Here is a 19574-nt window from a genome sequence, read left to right as displayed (position 1 = left end):
AGTCTTTATAGACTTATTTTTTTATACGTTAGACTTTCCTTGTCCCCAAATAAACTCACCTGAATGAGAAATTAAATCCTCAACAGATTGTAATATTAAATCTGCAAGTGGTTCTAACGTTTGACGATCACCCGTACCAGATAGTACTCCAATTGCGTAGCAATCGCCACCATTTTTCGCTAAATATAGATCCGTCGGCGTATCCCCAACGACCGCTATTTCACATGTTTCTAAATTGAATCTCTCGCAAAACGATTCTATAATTCTTTTATCTGGCTTCTGTGCCGGAAACGTATCTGAAGCTATAACACAATCAAAAAAAGCTTCCAATTGATACTGCTTTAAAAATAATTCTGTCGGCGCGAAGTCATCAGCGGTAACAACGCCTAGAATAAATCCTCTATCCTTTAACGCTTGTAAAACTTTCGGTAAATCTGCCGTCATTCTCATATGTGAACGATGCTCATACATAAGAGCAAACAACTTTTCACTTACCCATTGATGCATCTCTTCTTCTTTAGATGCTGCAATATACTTACAAAGCCCCTTTGCCACATCAAGACTCGTTCCAGCAGCAAGCGCACTACGTGGGTTAACAAATGCCCCCTCTACACCAATCTCTTTTAATAAAATTGGTTGCATTGATTCTGGTAATTGATATACATTTATACATTCAGAAACAAGCTCTTCAGCTACCTTTATCCAAATCGAATGAAAATCCATTAATGTCCCATCTTTATCAAATAGTATTGCTTTTACCTTCTCCATAGCACCCTACCTCTCGTTTCTTCTCTCCTCCAGTGTATCAATAAAGTATGGATATAAAATAAATGAATTGTAAAAATACCATAAAAATCAAACTAACTTCCAATTTACAATTCATCTGTATAAAAACGAAAGAGGATGCCTTTACAGGGCATCCTCTTGATGTTCTGGAACAAATAATTCAAGACAATGATACATATTTTCAAATTCCATCGGTGCGTCTCCACCATATTCACCATCTAAGTTAATCATTAATTTATCAGGTGAATGGACTTTAATTCGGTTCGCTTGTGTATATAACACTTTCGGATTATTAATATGTTCACCGCGTTGTGCTTGTGTTGCTGCTTTAATTAAATCAGCGATAGAACCTTTTTTCAGCACTAATAAATCAAATAATCCATCGTTAATAGATGCATATGGTGCTACTTTTTCGAATCCACCAACTGAACGAGTATTTGTAATTAAAAACATCGTAATTTCTTCTTGTAGTAACTTCCCATCATATTCGATTTCAACATATGTTGGATGTAATGATGGTAACATTTCGATTCCTTTTAAATAATAAGCAAGTTGACCTAATACTGTCTTTAGCTTGCTTGGTACTTCATATGTTAATTCTGTAATACGGCCACCACCAGCAATATTAATGAAATATGTATCATTTGCTCTACCCAGATCTAAAGGAACTGTTTTCCCTTCACAAATAATATCCGCCGCCTCTTCAATAGCACGCGGCACACCGATTGCACGTGCGAAGTCATTTGTCGTTCCAACTGGAATAATTCCAAACTTCGGACGATGCTCATGTCCTACTAAACCATTTACCACTTCATTTAGCGTACCGTCACCACCGGCCGCAATAACAACATCAAACTTGCGATCCGCAGCTTGCCTCGCCGCCACAGTTGCGTCTCCAGGACCAGTTGTCGCATGACAAGATGCTTCATATCCAGCTTGTTCTAATTTTTGTAATACTTCCGGTAAGCTCTTCTTAAATAGCTCACGTCCAGAAGTAGGATTATAAATAATTCTTGCTCGCTTCATCATTTATTAGCACAGGAAATTCCTTATTCATTAAAAAAAGAATACACCGAACCCTTATTCAGTATCCCTATGCCTACCTCCTCTCATCTTCCTATCCTTCTTTTATTCCGCTCAAACAGGCAGTAAGAACCCGATTCGTGTAGCACATCAAAAGTAATTCACTCATGATGGTTTTGCTTTATTTGACCAAAAAATTTATGTCTATCCATTCTCTCACATCAATTTACATATAACGAATAATAATTATCTATTATTTCATGAGATGAAAAAACTCTCTATGTCTAGATTTATCATTATTCCCACCTTTTTGCAACTATCATACCATAGTTGCTATACAAACATTTTTTCACTTTTGACAGTTAATCAAACGTTTATTTAAATTATTTTTTACCATTTAAACAAACGTTTGATTAACTCAGAAAAAACACCCAAATACGGGTGTTTTTTCTGTTTAATCTTTAAAAATCTATACTATTTTAGCGCTTATTAATTTCTTCAAGTAAGATTTTGTTAACAAGCGGTGGATTTGCTTGTCCTTTTGTAGCTTTCATAATTTGTCCAACTAAGAAGCCAATTGCACGGTCTTTACCGTTTTTAAAGTCTTCGATAGATTGCTCATTATTATCAAGAATTTCTGTCACAACTTTACGAAGTGTTCCTTCGTCAGAAATTTGAACAAGACCTTTTGCTTTAACGATTTCTTCTGGGTCTCCACCTTTTTCAATTAATTCATTAAATACTTTCTTCGCGATTTTAGAAGAAATTGTACCTTTTTCAATTAATTGAACCATTTTAGATAAACCAGCAGGCGTTAATGCAACGTCTTTTAATTCTTTTTGTTGTTTGTTTAAGTATGCAAGCACTTCACCCATTAACCAGTTTGATGTTAATTTCGCATCAGCACCGTCTGCAACTGTTGCTTCAAAGAAATCAGACATCTCTTTCGTTAACGTTAATACGTGTGCATCATAAGCTGGTAAGCCAAGTTCTGCAACGTAGCGAGCTTTACGTGCATCTGGAAGTTCTGGAATAGAAGCACGAACTTCTTCTTTCCACTCATCGTCGATGTAAAGTTCAACTAAGTCTGGCTCTGGGAAGTAACGGTAATCGTCAGATCCTTCTTTCACACGCATTAAGATTGTTTTCTTCGTTGCTTCATCATAACGACGTGTTTCTTGTTGGATGATACCACCAGATAATAATTCTTTTTCTTGGCGCACCTGCTCATGCTCAAGACCTTTTTGCACGTAAGTGAAAGAGTTTAAGTTTTTCAGTTCTGCTTTTGTACCGAACTTCTCTTGTCCAACTGGACGAAGTGAAATATTCGCATCACAACGAAGAGAACCTTCTTCCATCTTACAATCAGATACACCTGTATATTGAATGATTGATTTTAATTTTTCTAAGTATGCGTATGCTTCTTCTGGAGTACGCATATCTGGCTCTGATACGATCTCGATTAAAGGCATACCTTGACGGTTGTAGTCTACTAATGAACCCTCACTTGTATGCGTTGATTTACCAGCATCTTCTTCTAAATGAAGACGTGTAATACCGATACGTTTCTTTTTACCGTCTACTTCGATTTCAATCCAACCATTTTCTCCAATTGGCTTATCAAATTGAGAGATTTGGTATGCTTTCGGATTATCTGGGTAGAAATAGTTTTTACGGTCGAACTTCGTTTCCGTTGCGATTTCACAGTTTAATGCCATTGCAGCTTTCATTGCAAAGTTAACTGCTTCTTTATTTAAAGTAGGAAGTACCCCTGGGTATCCTAAGTCAATTACACTTGTTTGTGTATTTGGCTCCGCTCCGAATTCTGTTGGACTCGCAGAGAAAATTTTCGAATTTGTTTTTAACTCAACGTGAACCTCTAAACCAATAATTGTTTCTAAATTCATCTATGCTCGCCTCCTTACAGACTTGCTTTTTTTGTATGATAGTCTGTTGCTTGCTCAAACGCATGTGCAACGCGGTAAATTGTCGCTTCATCGAAGTGTTTACCAATGATTTGTAGACCAAGTGGCATGTTGTTAGCACCGAATCCACATGGAACAGAAATCGCTGGAACACCCGCTAAGTTTACTGGGATTGTTAAAATGTCATTTGCATACATTGTCATTGGATCGTCCACTTTTTCGCCCACTTTAAATGCTGGAGTTGGCGTTGTTGGTCCAATAATAACATCGTAGTTAGCAAATACATTTTCAAAGTCGTTTTTAATTAATGTACGTACTTGTTGTGCTTTTTTGTAATATGCATCATAGTAACCAGAGCTAAGAGCAAATGTACCAAGCATAATACGACGTTTTACTTCATCACCGAAACCTTCGCTACGCGTGTTTTTGTAAAGATCTAATAAATTATTTACATTATCAGAACGAACACCGTAACGTACGCCATCGAAGCGTGAAAGGTTAGCAGATGCTTCAGAAGAAGATAATAAGTAATATGTTGCTAGAGCGTATTTAGAGTGTGGAAGAGATACTTCTTCCCAAGTTGCGCCCATACCTTCTAATACTTTTAAAGCAGCTAGTACTGACTCACGAGCTTCTTCGCCAACACCTTCGCCTAAGTATTCTTTCGGTACAGCAATGCGTAAGCCTTTAACGTCGCCTGTTAAACCAGCTAAGTAGTTTCCAACTTCAACATTTGCAGAAGTTGCATCCATGCGGTCAATACCTGAAATAGCTTGTAATAAGTATGCATTGTCTTCTACTGTACGTGTAATCGGTCCGATTTGGTCAAGTGAAGATGCGAATGCTACTAATCCGTAACGAGATACGCGTCCGTACGTTGGTTTTAAACCTACAACGCCGCAATATGCAGCTGGCTGACGGATAGAACCACCCGTATCAGAACCTAGAGAGAATAATACTTCTCCTGCCGCTACTGCCGCTGCAGAACCACCACTAGATCCGCCCGGAACATAGTCTAAGTTCCATGGGTTTTTTGTAGCATAGAAACCTGAGTTTTCATTTGAAGAACCCATTGCGAACTCGTCCATATTTAATTTACCGATTGTAATTGTGTCAGCAGTTTTTAACTTTTGCACAACTGTCGCATCATAAATTGGGTCGAAGTTTGCTAATATTTTACTCGCACAAGTTGTACGAAGTCCGTTAGTTACAATGTTATCCTTTACACCGATAGGCATACCGAATAGTAAACCATTATCTTCAGCGCCAATCTTTGCATCTAATTCTTTCGCTTTCGCGCGTGCATTTTCTTCATCTAATGTAAGAAAAGCTTTTACGTTATCTTCAACATCCGCAATACGTTTGTAAGATTCTTCTACTAAATCCGTAACGGAAATTTCTTTGTTGTTTAACTTCTTATGTAACTCTGATACAGAATGATCAAATAATGACATCGAAATTCCCCTCCTCTATTCTAATACTGCTGGAACACGGATTTGATTATCTTTGTGATCCGGTGCATTTTTTAATACTTCTTCTACTGGTAAACCTTTTTCTGGCACATCTTCACGCATAACATTTTTCATTGTTAATACATGAGTTGTTGGTTTTACATCTGTTGTATCTAATTCATTTAACTGTTCTGCAAATGTAACAATTGCATCTAGTTGTTTTTGAAATTTTTCTGCTTCTTGATCAGTAATTGCAAGACGTGCTAAATGTGCTACGTGCTTTACATTCTCAACGGAAATTCTTGACACGGCTAGGCCACCTCCATAATATATCGTTCAATCTACAATACTATTGATGATACCAAATTTACAGTACTTCAAGCAAGTCAACACATGGCACTTACAGCATTTTTACACAAAAAAAGAAAGGCAAATGCCTTTCTTTACAATTTACTCTTTATCTAACGGTTTATTTTTTGGAAATCTTTCATTATCTTCCTCATTATCACGAATTGTTTTTTGCAATACAAAACAAGACATCGTTAAAAATAATGTCCCAAGTAAATAGTACCCTTTTACACTAAGCGTCTCATCTAATGTATATATACCTATTAACATTCCAGAAAGCGCGCAAACAAATGAAGTCCATGCTAAAAACGTGAACGCTTGCGTATTTCTTCTCCTCATCGTTCTCCCCCTCGTTAGCTATACACCCATTATAGATAAATATATTTATCATTATGGATTTTTATGTAAATTATCTTTTTCTATTTATTAATCTATCACAAAAAGTCTCTATTTTGAAGAATATTTTCTGACTAGGCTGAAAAAACAATCAAAATGATTGACATTTATTTCAAATCAACATAATATAAAAACAAATATTACGAATCTCGAAATATACGGGAGTGGAAATAATTGTTGCAATATGAACATTTTTTAGACTTACTGCTAGATAACGCCAAGAAACTTTTCTATCCTGAAGAATGGGTAACCCTTGATCTAACGCTTTCTAAGACAGAAGTATTTTGTTTACTTTGGATGGAGCGAAATGCAGATATTACAATGACAAAAATTGCTGATCTTCTTGATATACCTATGAGTACAACGACAGGCGTCGTAAATCGCCTTGTAAAAAAGGGATATATTGAACGTTATCGAGATGAAAAGGATCGACGCATTGTATTAATTCGTTTAACAGAAAACGGCATAATGCTCGTTCAAGAAGTAAAACAAAATGCGGCCCATTACTTTAGCCTAGTGACAGAAGCATTGTCAGAAGAAGAAAAAGCATTCTTACTACAAATATTCCAAAAGATCATGAATCACATTGCTACGTCACAGCAAAAAACAGAAGAAAAAGTTTCTACACCTAAAATGAAAAACATTCCGATTGAATAAAACCCTAGCCGGGTTTTATTCAATCATTTACTTCGAAACTCGTAATATTCGACATTCGAAACAAAGGGGATATAATGATGAGAATTATTTTGTATACAGGTAAAGGCGGCGTAGGAAAAACTAGCATTTCAGCAGCAACAGCACTTCAAAGTGCAAAACAAGGATTAAGAACATTAGTAATGAGCACAGATCCTGCTCATAGTTTAGGAGATTCACTTGGTATAAAACTATCTTCTGAACCATTAGAAATTCGAGAAAATTTATGGGCACAAGAAATTAATACTATTTATGAAATGGAAAAAGGTTGGGGCAAATTACAGAAATACATTACACTACTCTTCACTTCCAAAGCAGCTGATGATATTACAACAGAAGAATTAACAATGTTTCCTGGTATGGAAGATTTAATTAGCTTACTTCGAGTACTCGATTACTATAAAAAAAACACATATGACGTCATCATTATTGATTGCGCACCAACAGGAGAAACTTTAGCAATGCTTAGTTTTCCAGATATGCTCGGCTGGTGGATGGAAAAACTATTTCCTATTAAAAGAAAGGTTTTAAAAGTTGTTCGTCCTGTAGCACAACCACTCCTCGGCGTCCCTCTCCCAACAGATGATATTATGGACGAATTAACGAATACGCTTGAACAACTTGGAGAAATGAGAGATATTTTATCAAACCGAGAAGTAACAAGTATTCGCGTTGTTGTAAATCCTGAAAAAATGGTTATTAAAGAAGCTCAGCGCAGTTTTACGTATTTAAATTTATACGATTATAACGTAGATGCCATTATGATTAACCGCGTCATCCCCAACACTGTCACCGATCCTTATTTTCAGGCATGGAAAGATACACAAAAGAAATATAAAACATTAATTCAAAATAGCTTTCAACCACTTCCTATTTATGAAGCTCCGATGTTTGAGCAAGAAGTTGTTGGGCTGTCTATGTTAGAACGTGTCGGAGATGCTTTATTTAAAACTGATCCTTGTCCTACTGAAGTGAAATTCAACGGTCGCACGCAATATGTAAAAAAAGATGGTGATGAATATATTTTCGTTCTGTCCATTCCCTTCTCAAACAAAAGTGAACTTTCATTAAATCAAAAAGGTGATGAACTTATTATTCGAGCCGGTTCTGTGAAGCGAAATATCACATTACCAAAAACATTAACGCACCTTTCTATTCAAGGAGCTAAGTTTGAAGATGATGTACTAAACATTCGGTTTGGAGGTGTAGTACATGCATGATGAACTTTTACGGAGAATAATTCGTACAAAACTAAAAGTTGGTATGCGTATATTAGAAGAGCTACCAAATCCGATTCAGCAATCAGCTAAGCAAACACTAAACATTTTACAGGAGGAGCTCTCTTCTTATACGGAAGAACAACCACATCCTGAAGGTAATTTAAAAAGTATCATCATTGAATAACCCTATCCGTATAGAAGGCCTATTTTTTATAGGCTTTCTATACCTTTATTGGAGCTGATGTAAGTTGATAAAAACATCTTCAACAAGATATTTCGCCACTAATACAATCTGGCTAATCCCCTTTTTATTTTTCATTCATAACCTTGAAGAGGCTTTTCAAATGCCACAATACCTTGCTAATCAATTTTCGATCCACTTTATAACTAACAAACAATTTTTCATTGCGATTTCCATATTAACAACATTGGTCTTACTCATAGTCATTCTATATCAATTAAGCATCATATCTTCTATTTACTGGATTATTTTTATACAGGGCTGTATCTTCTTTAACGCCGTTCAACATGTTATCTTGTATTTCATTTATCATTCTTATAATCCAGGCGTAATATCAGCAGCTTCCATTGTCCTGTTTTCTATTTTCTTCTTTTCATCAGAAAAATGCTTAATCCACAAAAGGAATTTAGCAATTACACTCATTTTCAGTTTACTTTCTTACCCAATTATAATTTGGATTACCTTACTATTCGCTAGTTGCTTTCAACAATAAAAAAAGACCAAGAAAATTCCTGGTCTATCACTCTACTTAACAAACATTGGATTCTACGTTATACAAAATTGGAAGGTACAGAATTAGGGTTTTGTTTGTTAAGTAGATTATATGTTGAACGAACTAACAGCGGAGGGGTTCCTTCTGTTAGCCCGTTAAACTCAATAATTATTTTACGATTTTTGCAAGCTCATCAAGTGAAAGATCTACTGAAATTGAACCATCATTTGTTTCTTTCTTAATTGCATCTGTTACTTCTTTTGAATGGTACAATTCGATTACTTTTTTCAGTGTTGGATCATCTTTGTCTTTCGTACGAGCTGCGAAAATATTAATATATGGTTTCGCATTTTCATTCTTTGGATCTTCTAGGAAAATAGGATCCTTCGCTGGATCTAATCCAGCTTGACCAGCAACACCGTTATTAATAACTGAAGCTGCTACGTCTTTTAATACACGAGGTGTTTGCTGTGCGATAACCGGTGTAATTTTTAACTTCTTCGGATTTTCAGCGATACCACTTGGATCTCCAAATAGACCGAAATCTTTCTTAAGCTTTAATAATCCAGCTGCATCAAGAAGTTTTAATGCGCGTGCTTGGTTCGTTGGATCATTTGGAATAGCAATTTCTGAACCATCTGGGATTTCATTTGCTTTCTTATATTTTTCAGAGTATAAGCCCATCGGTGCAATTTGTGTTGTACCAACAGCTGTAATGTCTAACTTATGCTCCTTTTTAAATTGTTCTAAGAAAGCAATATGCTGGAATGAGTTTAGTTCAATATCTCCATCAGCTAACGCCTTATTTGGCGTTGTGTAATCAGAGAACTCAACCAGTTTAATTTTAATGCCTTCTTTTTCAGCTTTTTTCTTTAAGATTTCCCAAGCGTCTCCATCTGTTCCAGTTACACCGACGCGAACTACTTTCTCTTTCGCTCCTGCACCTGTGTCTCCACCTGAGCAACCGCTTAATGCTGAAATTCCTACGATTGCTGATAATGCAAATGCTAAAATTTTCTTCATTTTATTTTCCCCTCTTCCTTTTATGATCTGCGTAAAAAGACTTTCGCAAAGTAGTTTCCTAAATTTTGAGCTAACTGTACAAGAATAATAAGTAAAACGACCGTTACGAACATAACTGATGTATCAAAGCGTTGATAGCCATATGTCATTGCTAAGTCGCCAAGGCCTCCACCACCGACAAGTCCTGCGACTGCAGAAAATTCAATTAAACCGACTGTCATAAACGTAACTCCCAAGATCAATGGCGCTAACGCTTCTGGCACGAGAATTTCAAAAACAATTCTAAGTGGTGAAGCACCCATTGCTTGTGCAGCTTCAATTACTCCTTTCGGAACAGAGACAAGGTTTGTTTCAACCATTCTAGCAATACCAATTGAAGCAACTAACGTCATTGGAAAGATTGCTGCTGCCGTTCCGATTGTAGTTCCAATAACACCTCTTGTTATTGGACTTAAGGCTACTAAAAAGATAATGAACGGAATCGGACGAATTGTATTAATAATGATATTAAGAATAGAAAAGACCCACTTATTTTCTAAAAAATTCCCTTTCCGCGTCACATATAATAGTAAACCTAGAGGTATACCTAGAATTGTAGCAAATATAAGGGTAACAATTACCATTAGGAGGGTATCCCCCGTCGCATCTAAAATGCGAGGCCAAAATATACTCCAATCAACTCGCATGAGCTTCTACCTCCTTCAGCTGCACTTGCAGTCTTAGATGTTGTAGTGCTTTTTGAATCTCTCTTTGTTCACCTTGTAGTTCTACAAGAAGATTTCCAAATAAAACATTTTGGAGTTCAATAATATTTCCGTAAAGAACATTTACATCGACATTATAGTTTTTCGCAATATATGATAGTACAGGCTGCCCTGTCTCTTCCCCAGTAAAAGTCAGGCGATAAATCTGACCTCCATTTTGAATTTTCGCTAGAACACTTTCTGGTAAGTGATCATTAATAACAGAGCGTACAAAATTCTGAGTCGTTTTTGTTTTTGGTTGTGTGAAAACGTCAAACAGTTTTCCTTCTTCAATTACTTTTCCTTTTTCCATAACGGCTACGCGGTGACAAATTTCTTTCACAACGTGCATTTCATGTGTAATAAGTAGAATCGTTAAATTGTATTCTCGATTTACTTTCTTTAATAAATTTAAAATTTCTGTCGTTGTTTCCGGATCTAAAGCTGATGTTGCCTCATCACATATGAGAATATCCGGTGATGTGGCAAGCGCCCTTGCAATCCCAACGCGTTGCTTTTGACCGCCTGATAGCTGTTCTGGATAATAGTTTGCTTTATCTTCTAAACCAACTAATTTTAGTAGTTCATTCACTCTTTCTTTTATCTCATTCTTTGGCAATTTTGCTAACTTTAATGGATAAGCAATGTTCCCAAATACTGTTCTTGAATTAAATAGATTAAAGCTTTGAAAAATCATTCCAATCCTTTGTCTTAGTTTCCGTAACTCTTTCGTCGATAATGATGTAATATCTTTATCATCTATTGAAATCGTTCCTGCAGTTGGTCTTTCTAACATATTTACTAGACGTAACAACGTACTCTTTCCAGCACCACTAAATCCGATAATGCCAAAAATTTCACCCTTTTCAACTGACAATGTTACATCCTCCACGGCATGAACTGATTGTCCGCCTGATTCATATACTTTACTTACATTGTTAAAAGAAATCATTTTCTTCCCTCCTATATGCTGTAAAAACTTGAAGTAGAGCTTTCGAGGTAAAATAAAAAGTGCTCTCCTTCTTATCAGTAATAAAAGATAAGAAGGAGAGCACTAATATGTACTCGTTCACATCTTCTCATCTTTCAAGCCTGTTTTAGGCTTGCTGGAATTAGCACGGTATTAAAAAACCCGTTGCTGAGGTATCGTAGGGCCAGTCCCTCCACCTCTCTGGATAAGAGTGTATCGATTTAATTGTCATTTAATTAATTCTCATTATAGAACTCAGAATAATGAGAGTCAATACATTTTTTAGAAAAATATTAATTATTTCTCTATTTAAATTTTCAAATCAGAAATCATAATACGATAGCGATTTTTATAGTTATGTAAAATTCTTATCACTCATACTTTTAGAAAGGGAAATCCTCTCTATTCATTGAATAAAATAATTTGAATATGAAATCGGAGGAAGATAAATATATGAAAACAGCTCTTTTGCTCGTCGATATTCAAAATGATTATTTTCCAAGTGGAAAGATGGAATTACGTAATCCAGTAGAAGCAAGTGAATATGCTATTCAACTACTACAACATTTTAGAATAAGAAACGAACCTATTTTTCATATCCAACATGTAGCTATAAAAGATGATGCTACTTTTTTCCTACCAAATACAGAAGGTGTCCATATTCATGAAAATGTCCGTCCACTTAGAGAAGAAACCGTTATACTCAAACATTATCCAAATAGCTTCCGAGAAACTGATCTTTTAGAGCAATTACAACGTTTAGATATTGAGCACATCGTAATATGTGGGATGATGACTCATATGTGTATTGATGCTACAGTAAGGGCGGCTTTTGATTTTGGCTTTCATTGTACCGTTATACATGATGCTTGCGCTACAAAGGATCTTTCATTTAAGAACGCTACTATACCGGCTGTTTATATTCACAATACAATTTTGGCGAGTTTAAATGGAGTGTATGCAAATGTAATGAGTACAGAAGAATTTTTAGCTAACTAAAATTCAAAAAATCATGTCTTCCTCATCAATTAAAGAGAAAGACATGATTTTTATTTTTATTCTCAAACTATTGTAACTTAAAATCTCCCGAACTTGTTTTTACTTGCACTTTATGTTCTCCTGAACCTTTTACTCCAATTAATTTATGCTTTGTTTTCTCTTCATACAATAGACCAGGTACATTCAAATAAGGTTTACCAGAACCTCCCTCAAAATTAATCTTCAAAGATTCAGGAAGTGTATCAAATTTCATCTGAACATCACCGCTTGAGGTGTTACATTCTACCTCACCTTGCAAACTTTTATCATTATATTCAATATTACCTGATGACGTCGTAAACGCCACTTCTTTAGAGCGTAGACCATCTGCTTTAATTTCACCGCTACTCGTAGTTAAATTTGCTGCTACAACTTCACTTTTATTAGTCTCAATTGCTCCACTAGATGTTTTAGCTGTTAATTTCTCATTTATTGTAGACTGTAATAACGATATATCCCCCGATGATGTTTTTATTTCTGCTGTCTTTATTTCCATATCCTTTGCTAGAACGTCCCCTGATGATGTTTTTATTTTCATATTTTCATACAATTTACTTGGCACTTTAATTTGTAATTTTACATCTGCAGTAGTGCCAACGTTCCAACCAACTGAATTCCCATCTTTAGTAAACTCCACATTTAAGTGATTATTTTCTTCCTTTACCATAAATTTATATTTATCTACTAATCCTTTGCTCATATTCCCATCTAGTAACACTTCAATTTCTTTTGAATCGACTGTCACAACTTCAACATCAGCAGCAGACGTTTTCATTTCAATTTCATCGATTTTCCCACCGGCTACCATTTCTTTTTTATGAATTTCAACTTTATTGAAACCTCCTCCAAAAACAGTCATCACCCCAACTCCAATTCCCCCAATAACAAGCAATGATAATGCAACTAAAATTAACATCTTCATACGATAACACTTCCTTTTTATCATTTTCATATCGTCTTACAGTTGTTAAAAATTGAATTTCTACAATTACTATCCATATAACTATTATTATTTAGTACTATATATTAATCAGTACTGATTCGTATTTTTCCGAATACTCCGAATAAAATACTAACATTTACCATAATTTGTTACAAGGTGTATGTGCTAAAAAATAAAAAACACCCCTTTCAGTGAGCAAAACCGAAAGGAGTGTTCTCTTGTCTAACCATAGATTTTCTTTCAAATTGTATTATACAGGAAATCCTAAAAATAAATACTAAAAAATATGACTAATAAGTCAATTTTTCTCTTTGTTTTGTTTCTATTTACATGTTTATCCTGCTATTAATAGGGTTTAGCTAGTTCTAAAGAATAAATGGTAATATATAGTGAGTATTTCCTACTTCAAATTAACTAGTTACCTCTATTATAGAGAATTTCTCAAAAAAGAGATCTTCACGGGATGTGAAGATCTCTTCTACTATTTCTTATAAAGTTTCAGAAGTAGTTTTTGCTTGCATGTGAAGTGCTAAGTAATCAGGGCCACCAGCTTTAGAGTCTGTACCAGACATGTTAAAGCCACCGAATGGTTGGTAACCTACGATTGCACCAGTACATCCACGGTTGAAGTATAAGTTACCAACGTGGAAGTCTTCACGTGCTTTTTCAATATGGTCACGGTTGTTAGAAACAACTGCTCCTGTTAAACCGTATTCTGTATTGTTTGCAATTGCGAGTGCATGATCAAAGTCTTTTGCTTTACAGAATGCTACTACTGGTCCGAAGATTTCTTCTTTCATTAAGCGAGCATCTTCTGCAACGTCAGCAACGATTGTTGGTTGGATGAACCAGCCTTTAGAATCGTCTCCTTCGCCACCTGCTAGGATTCTACCTTCTTCTTTACCAATTGCAACATAGCTCATTACTTTATCGAATGCAGCTTGGTCATTAACAGGACCCATGTTTGTACCTAATACAGCTGGGTTAGCAACTGTTAATTCTTTTGTTAATTCAACAGCACGATTTAATACGTGATCGTATACATCTTCATGGATTACTGCACGAGAACATGCAGAACATTTTTGTCCTGAGAATCCGAATGCTGATGCAACGATAGATTTAGCTGCTAATTCAAGATCTGCTTCTTTATCAACAACGATTGTATCTTTACCGCCCATTTCAGCGATAACTCGTTTTAACCAAATTTGTCCTGGGTTTACTTTCGCTGCACGCTCATAAATACGGATACCTACATCACGAGATCCAGTGAAGCTAACGAAACGTGTACGAGGGTGATCTACTAAGTAGTCACCAACTTCAGAACCATTACCTGGAACGAAGTTTACTACGCCAGCTGGTAAACCAGCTTCTTCTAATACTTCCATAAATTTCGCTGCTACTACAGGAGTTGTACTAGCTGGTTTTAGTAATACTGTGTTACCAGAAACTAAAGCAGCTGTTGTCATACCTGCCATAATTGCGAATGGGAAGTTCCAAGGAGAAATGATAACACCTACTCCTAATGGAATGTAAGAGAAACGATTATATTCAATTGGACGGCTTTCTACTGGAATACCGTCTTTTAATTTCAACATTTGACGACCATAATATTCCATAAAGTCGATTGCTTCTGCTGTATCAGCATCTGCTTCATTCCATGGTTTACCTGCTTCTTTTACAAGAATAGCAGAGAACTCATGTTTTCTACGACGAACAATTGCTGCAGCACGGAATAAAATGTCTGCACGCATTTCTGGTTTTGACTTTCTCCAAGTTTGGAATGTTTCATCCGCTACTTGCATTGCTTTTTCAGCTAATTCACGGCTTGCTTTTGAAACGCGACCAACAAGTTCCTCTTTATTTGCAGGGTTTACAGAAACAATTTTGTCTTCTGTAGTGATTTTTTCTCCCCCGATAATTAATGGATAGTCTTGTCCAAGATAAGATTCTACTTTCTTTAAACCTTCTTCAAACGCTAATTTGTTAGCCTCTACTGAAAAATCTGTAAATGGCTCATGTTTGTATGCTACTACCATTTTTTAGCCTCCCCTTAGAAAAACGTTTACATTTTACAACATTATTCTACACGATAATTTAGATTTATTCAAATATTCCTAGACTTATATTTTAAAAATTAATTAATTTTTAAAATATAATAAAAAAAAGAGATTCATACATACGTATGAATCTACAAAATATGAGTATATTCCAAAACATTTTTCCCAATTAATAAAATAGTAACTAATAAAAATAAAGTCCTTACATATCCAACACCTTTTCGAACTGCAAACTTCGATCCAAAATAAGCACCTAAAATCATTGATAATCCCATAATTATACCGTATTCAAAATGAATTACATCTAAAAATAAAAAAGTAATTAAAGATACGATATTACTAACGAAGTTCAAAAGTTTTCCAGATGCTGCCGCTTGAATAAAATCCAAACCAATTAATAAAAATGCAAAAATTAAAAAGGATCCTGTTCCTGGACCAAAAAAACCATCATAGAATCCTATAATTAAAATCACAAAGAAAAACATTAATGTTTTCCCTCGTGTCATCTTTTTATAGGTAGATACACTTCCCCAATCTTTTTTTGCAATAATATAAATGGCAATAAAAACCAACATTACTAGCACTAATGGACGCAAAATATCAGGTGGAATAAACTTTACTACTAAAGCACCTGCGACCGCTCCAATAATAGTTAACGGGATTAACTTTCCTACAATCCGAAAATCGACCTTTCCTGACCGAATAAAATAAATTGCACTCGTAAACGTCCCCATCGTTGCAGCTAATTTATTCGTTGCGATTGCCGAAGCTGGTGGTAACCCAACGAACATAAGTGCAGGAAGCGAAATTAATCCTCCACCTCCAACAACCGAATCAATGAAAGCCGCTAAAAAACCGAATCCAATTAATAAAATAATGACTTGAAAGCTTAATTCTTCCATGACTTTGCCCCTTACCCCTTTATTTATAACATTTTAAATTATAACAAAATTCCTCAAAAAAAAAAGCTGTTCCATAAAGGAACAGCTCTCATCTTTAATCTAAAATTTTCACAAACGGTTCATCTTGCTTTGCTTCACGTATAATAATAGCTTCTGGGCGTTCTACAGATTTAATCGTTACTTGTACTTTCATATAATTCGGGAAGTATTCCGTAACAAGTCCTGCTACATATTGTGTAAAACCAATTACTTCAGCTTTCCCATTAAATTGGACAGGAATTTCAAGTTTCATTTCCTTTAATTCATCATCCTTATACATACCAGTACCGATAACAGCTGTATAATCACCTTGGAAATACTCACTTAATTTCGCTTTAAAGTTTGCTACTCTTGCAAGGTCTTCACGTTTATTATCTGTTTTTGCTTGTTCAGACGGGAACAAGTAATATTTCTCATTGATTGGTTTCCAATCCTCAACCGTTTCACTACCTTTTTCTACCTTAGCATAAGAAACAAAATTCCCCGGCACAAGCGAAGACTTTGGACCTTGACGGTAAATTGCAAAGGTAACCGGAATATTTTTTACTTTAGGATCTTTTTGCTGCATTACTTTCAATATCTCTTGTGCCATTCTTTTCCCTTCAGCCAACATTTTTTTATCTGGGATTTCAGCCTCACGAGGATAACCATGCTCTTCATTATAATACTGGACAGAATTCATCGCTAATCCAACTACAATGCCACTAGGTTCAGCAGCGTTCTCACCTTTTTGTTCATAATAATCATGTTCTAAAATATTTGAGATATATATTGGATTTTTTTTATTTTTCACTTCTAGTGATTCTGAGCCTTCACTTAAAGCTGGATTCAGTCCGATATTCGGAAATTTAACTGCATCTTTTTTTAACTTGTCCTCTAGATCTTTTTGTTCAGCATCTGTACGCTTTCTTTTTACAAGCATTTGTATAGTTTTATCATCTAGAACATTTCCGCCTTTAAAGAAATAATCTTTCGTACTAAACGATTCTTTCGCAATACGCATTAGCCCCGTTTCAAACTCATCTATATCTAGACGATTATTTAAACCTTGTACAACTAAACCACGTGCCTTACCTGGATCAAATGGAACCGTCGTCTTATAATATTCATCCGAAATGGAGTATTTCGGGATAACCGCTTGCTCTTTCGCTTTCCCCGATTTCTCAACTACTTTTTCATCTTTGTTGGTACCCGTGCTACACCCACTTACAAGTAGGCCTAGACTTAATACCACTAACGCTATTTTTTTCATCGTGAGTTTGCACCTCTTACTTATTCAGCTCTTGTAAGAACCTCTCTTCATTCCAAACTTCAACATTATGCTTCTCTGCTTGCGCTAATTTCGAGCCAGCAGCTTCACCAGCAACAACTAAATCCGTACTTTTACTAACACTTCCTGTTACTTTTCCACCTAATGCCTCAATCTTCTTCTTCGCTTCACTGCGTCCCATAACTTCTAGTTTCCCTGTTAAGACGACAGTTTTTCCTGCGAAGTACGACTCAACATTTTGTAAATCAGCACTTTTTATACCTTTGTATGCCATGTTCACGCCATACTCTTTAAATTGTTGTAATAGCTCTAATACGTCTTCATTATCGAAATACGTTACTACGGATTGAGCCATTTTTTCACCAATCTCATTAATTGCTTTTAGTTCTTCTTCTGTTGCTTTCACAAGCTCATCCATCGTTTCGAAATGTTCAGCAAATGTGCGTGCTGCTTTCGCTCCGACGTGGCGAATACCAAGACCAAATAATAATCGCTCTAATGAATTTTCCTTAGAATTCTCAATTGCTTGTACTAAATTGGTTGCTGATTTTTCACCGAAACGCTCCAGCTGTAGTAATTGCTCTTTCGTTAATGAATATAAATCTGCAAACGTACGAATATAATCTGCGTCAAAGAGTTGTGTAATTACACGTTCTCCAAGTCCGTCAATATTCATTGCGTTTCTTGAAACGAAATGGATTAATCCTTCACGAATTTGAGCTGGACAAGTCGGGTTTATACAGCGAAGTGCTACTTCTTCTTCTAAACGGACCAGTTCACTCTCACACGCTGGACAATGCGTTGGCATATGGTATTCTTCTTCCTCACCAGTACGCTTATCAAAAATAACGTTCACAACTTCAGGAATAATATCTCCGGCCTTTTTCACAACAACGTAGTCACCAATTCGAATGTCTTTTTCACGAATTAAATCTTCGTTATGTAAAGAAGCACGACGGACAATAGTTCCAGCCACTCGCACTGGCTCTAACTCTGCAGTTGGTGTTACAACCCCTGTGCGGCCAACGCTTAATTCAATCCCTGTTAATCTCGTAACAACTTCTTCAGCCGGGAATTTATAAGCAATTGCCCATCTTGGACTTTTTGCTGTAGTTCCTAAGCTTTCTTGAATAGCAACATCATCTACTTTTATAACGATTCCGTCAATCTCATAATCAAGATGCGGGCGTTTTTCTTGCCACTCTTCTACATAGGCTATTACTTCTTCAATTGTTTCGCATGTACGACGATTTGGATTCGTCTTAAACCCAAGCTCACCTAAGAAATTAAGTGATTCACTATGAGAAGGAATTATTTTTTCTTCTACATTAGCAAGACCATATACAAACATAGATAAGTTACGCTTCGCTGCAATTTTCGGATCAAGTTGACGTATCGATCCTGCTGCCGCATTACGCGGATTTGCAAATACATCTTCACCATTTTGCTCTTTTTCTTCATTTAATTTAACGAATGAACGCTTCGGCATATAAGCCTCGCCTCGCGCTTCTAACGTTACTTCTTCATTTAATCGAAGTGGAATTGCTTTAATCGTTTTTAAGTTTTGGGTAATATCTTCACCAGTTATACCATCACCGCGTGTTGCACCTTGAATAAAGCGTCCTTTTTCATAATGAAGTGAAACAGCAAGTCCGTCAATTTTTAATTCGCATATATATCTTACATTCACATCATCAATTCCTTGACGTACTCTTCGGTCAAAATCACGCAAATCTCCTTCATTAAACGCGTTTCCTAAGCTTAGCATCGGTGATTTATGCGTTACCTTTTCAAATATATCAAGTACAGCTCCCCCAACTCGAATAGAGGGGGAGTCTTCCGTTACAAATTCAGGGTTCTCTGCTTCTAATTTTATAAGCTCCTGCATATTACGGTCATATTCCGCATCAGAAACCGAAGGATTGTCTAATACGTGATATTGATAGTTAAATGTATTTAACAAATCACGCAGTTCTTCTATACGCTTTTTTGTTATCTCTTTTGACATATCCT

Annotated in this window: 19 protein-coding genes and 1 riboswitch; of the genes, 5 read left to right on the top strand and 14 right to left on the bottom strand. The window is 35.8% G+C overall.

What is annotated here, in order from left to right:
• Positions 1-21: 21 nt before the first annotated feature.
• The 6 genes from U860_RS0121965 to U860_RS0121940 form a co-directional block, all read right to left on the bottom strand.
• Positions 22-768, bottom strand: a complete 747-nt coding sequence (locus U860_RS0121965; RefSeq protein WP_025150188.1) for an HAD family hydrolase — start codon at positions 766-768, stop codon at positions 22-24.
• A gap of 141 nt (positions 769-909) precedes the next feature.
• Complete coding sequence (locus U860_RS0121960) at positions 910-1815, bottom strand: diacylglycerol kinase (protein ID WP_002174630.1); 906 nt, start codon at positions 1813-1815, stop codon at positions 910-912.
• A gap of 473 nt (positions 1816-2288) precedes the next feature.
• The gene (gene gatB / locus U860_RS0121955) at positions 2289-3716 is read right to left on the bottom strand and encodes an Asp-tRNA(Asn)/Glu-tRNA(Gln) amidotransferase subunit GatB (protein ID WP_025150187.1); all 1428 of its coding nucleotides are present in this window, start codon (positions 3714-3716) and stop codon (positions 2289-2291) included.
• 14 nt (positions 3717-3730) lie between these two features.
• Entirely contained in the window at positions 3731-5188 is a 1458-nt protein-coding gene (gatA, locus tag U860_RS0121950) for an Asp-tRNA(Asn)/Glu-tRNA(Gln) amidotransferase subunit GatA (protein ID WP_025150186.1), read from the bottom strand.
• Positions 5189-5203: 15 nt separating this feature from the next.
• Positions 5204-5494, bottom strand: a complete 291-nt coding sequence (gatC, locus tag U860_RS0121945) for an Asp-tRNA(Asn)/Glu-tRNA(Gln) amidotransferase subunit GatC (RefSeq protein ID WP_000086999.1) — start codon at positions 5492-5494, stop codon at positions 5204-5206.
• Between the two features lie 141 nt (positions 5495-5635).
• On the bottom strand, positions 5636-5872 hold the full coding sequence (locus U860_RS0121940; RefSeq protein ID WP_001254396.1) for a YiaA/YiaB family inner membrane protein: 237 nt from the start codon (positions 5870-5872) through the stop codon (positions 5636-5638).
• Between the two features lie 231 nt (positions 5873-6103).
• Between U860_RS0121940 and U860_RS0121935 the strand changes: the two genes are divergently transcribed.
• The 4 genes from U860_RS0121935 (at position 6104) to U860_RS33930 (ending at position 8576) form a co-directional block, all read left to right on the top strand.
• Positions 6104-6586: a MarR family transcriptional regulator gene (locus tag U860_RS0121935; protein WP_002174627.1), complete on the top strand. Its 483-nt coding sequence runs from the start codon at positions 6104-6106 to the stop codon at positions 6584-6586.
• A gap of 74 nt (positions 6587-6660) precedes the next feature.
• Positions 6661-7842, top strand: a complete 1182-nt coding sequence (locus U860_RS0121930) for an ArsA family ATPase (protein WP_025150185.1) — start codon at positions 6661-6663, stop codon at positions 7840-7842.
• Positions 7835-8026 carry a DUF3926 domain-containing protein gene (locus tag U860_RS0121925; protein WP_025150184.1) on the top strand — a complete coding sequence of 64 codons (192 nt, stop codon included), beginning with the start codon at positions 7835-7837 and terminating at the stop codon, positions 8024-8026. The genes U860_RS0121930 and U860_RS0121925 overlap by 8 nt, the downstream gene beginning before the upstream one ends.
• Before the next feature lie 64 nt (positions 8027-8090).
• Complete coding sequence (locus tag U860_RS33930) at positions 8091-8576, top strand: HXXEE domain-containing protein (protein WP_081806857.1); 486 nt, start codon at positions 8091-8093, stop codon at positions 8574-8576.
• A gap of 168 nt (positions 8577-8744) precedes the next feature.
• Here the strand turns inward: U860_RS33930 and U860_RS0121915 are convergent, their stop codons facing one another.
• From U860_RS0121915 to U860_RS0121905, 3 genes are read right to left on the bottom strand one after another with little or no spacing between them, the layout of a single operon-like run.
• On the bottom strand, positions 8745-9599 hold the full coding sequence (locus U860_RS0121915; protein WP_025150183.1) for a MetQ/NlpA family ABC transporter substrate-binding protein: 855 nt from the start codon (positions 9597-9599) through the stop codon (positions 8745-8747).
• A gap of 20 nt (positions 9600-9619) precedes the next feature.
• Positions 9620-10285 (bottom strand): methionine ABC transporter permease, encoded by a 666-nt coding sequence (locus U860_RS0121910; protein WP_025150182.1) that lies wholly within the window; start codon positions 10283-10285, stop codon positions 9620-9622.
• On the bottom strand, positions 10275-11294 hold the full coding sequence (locus tag U860_RS0121905) for a methionine ABC transporter ATP-binding protein (RefSeq protein ID WP_025150181.1): 1020 nt from the start codon (positions 11292-11294) through the stop codon (positions 10275-10277). The genes U860_RS0121910 and U860_RS0121905 overlap by 11 nt, the downstream gene beginning before the upstream one ends.
• A gap of 124 nt (positions 11295-11418) precedes the next feature.
• Positions 11419-11524: riboswitch (SAM riboswitch) on the bottom strand.
• Positions 11525-11765: 241 nt separating this feature from the next.
• Here U860_RS0121905 and U860_RS0121900 point away from each other — a divergent pair.
• Positions 11766-12311, top strand: coding sequence for a cysteine hydrolase family protein (locus U860_RS0121900; protein WP_025150180.1), 546 nt, complete (start codon positions 11766-11768; stop codon positions 12309-12311).
• Between the two features lie 67 nt (positions 12312-12378).
• Here the strand turns inward: U860_RS0121900 and U860_RS0121895 are convergent, their stop codons facing one another.
• The 5 genes from U860_RS0121895 to ligA form a co-directional block, all read right to left on the bottom strand.
• On the bottom strand, positions 12379-13272 hold the full coding sequence (locus U860_RS0121895) for a DUF4097 family beta strand repeat-containing protein (protein ID WP_025150179.1): 894 nt from the start codon (positions 13270-13272) through the stop codon (positions 12379-12381).
• Positions 13273-13781: 509 nt separating this feature from the next.
• Positions 13782-15329 (bottom strand): L-glutamate gamma-semialdehyde dehydrogenase, encoded by a 1548-nt coding sequence (pruA, locus tag U860_RS0121890; protein ID WP_025150178.1) that lies wholly within the window; start codon positions 15327-15329, stop codon positions 13782-13784.
• Between the two features lie 152 nt (positions 15330-15481).
• A complete protein-coding gene (locus tag U860_RS0121885) occupies positions 15482-16252 on the bottom strand; it encodes a TSUP family transporter (protein ID WP_025150177.1) in 771 nt (256 codons plus the stop codon).
• A gap of 94 nt (positions 16253-16346) precedes the next feature.
• Positions 16347-17543 (bottom strand): CamS family sex pheromone protein, encoded by a 1197-nt coding sequence (locus U860_RS0121880; RefSeq protein ID WP_025150176.1) that lies wholly within the window; start codon positions 17541-17543, stop codon positions 16347-16349.
• Between the two features lie 16 nt (positions 17544-17559).
• Positions 17560-19569 (bottom strand): NAD-dependent DNA ligase LigA, encoded by a 2010-nt coding sequence (gene ligA, locus U860_RS0121875; RefSeq protein ID WP_025150175.1) that lies wholly within the window; start codon positions 19567-19569, stop codon positions 17560-17562.
• Between the last annotated feature and the right edge of the window lie 5 nt (positions 19570-19574).

Origin of the sequence: Bacillus sp. H1a, from assembly GCF_000633475.1 — a bacterium.
GTDB lineage: Bacteria > Bacillota > Bacilli > Bacillales > Bacillaceae_G > Bacillus_A > Bacillus_A paramycoides.
This window is presented reverse-complemented; position numbering and strand designations above follow the sequence as displayed.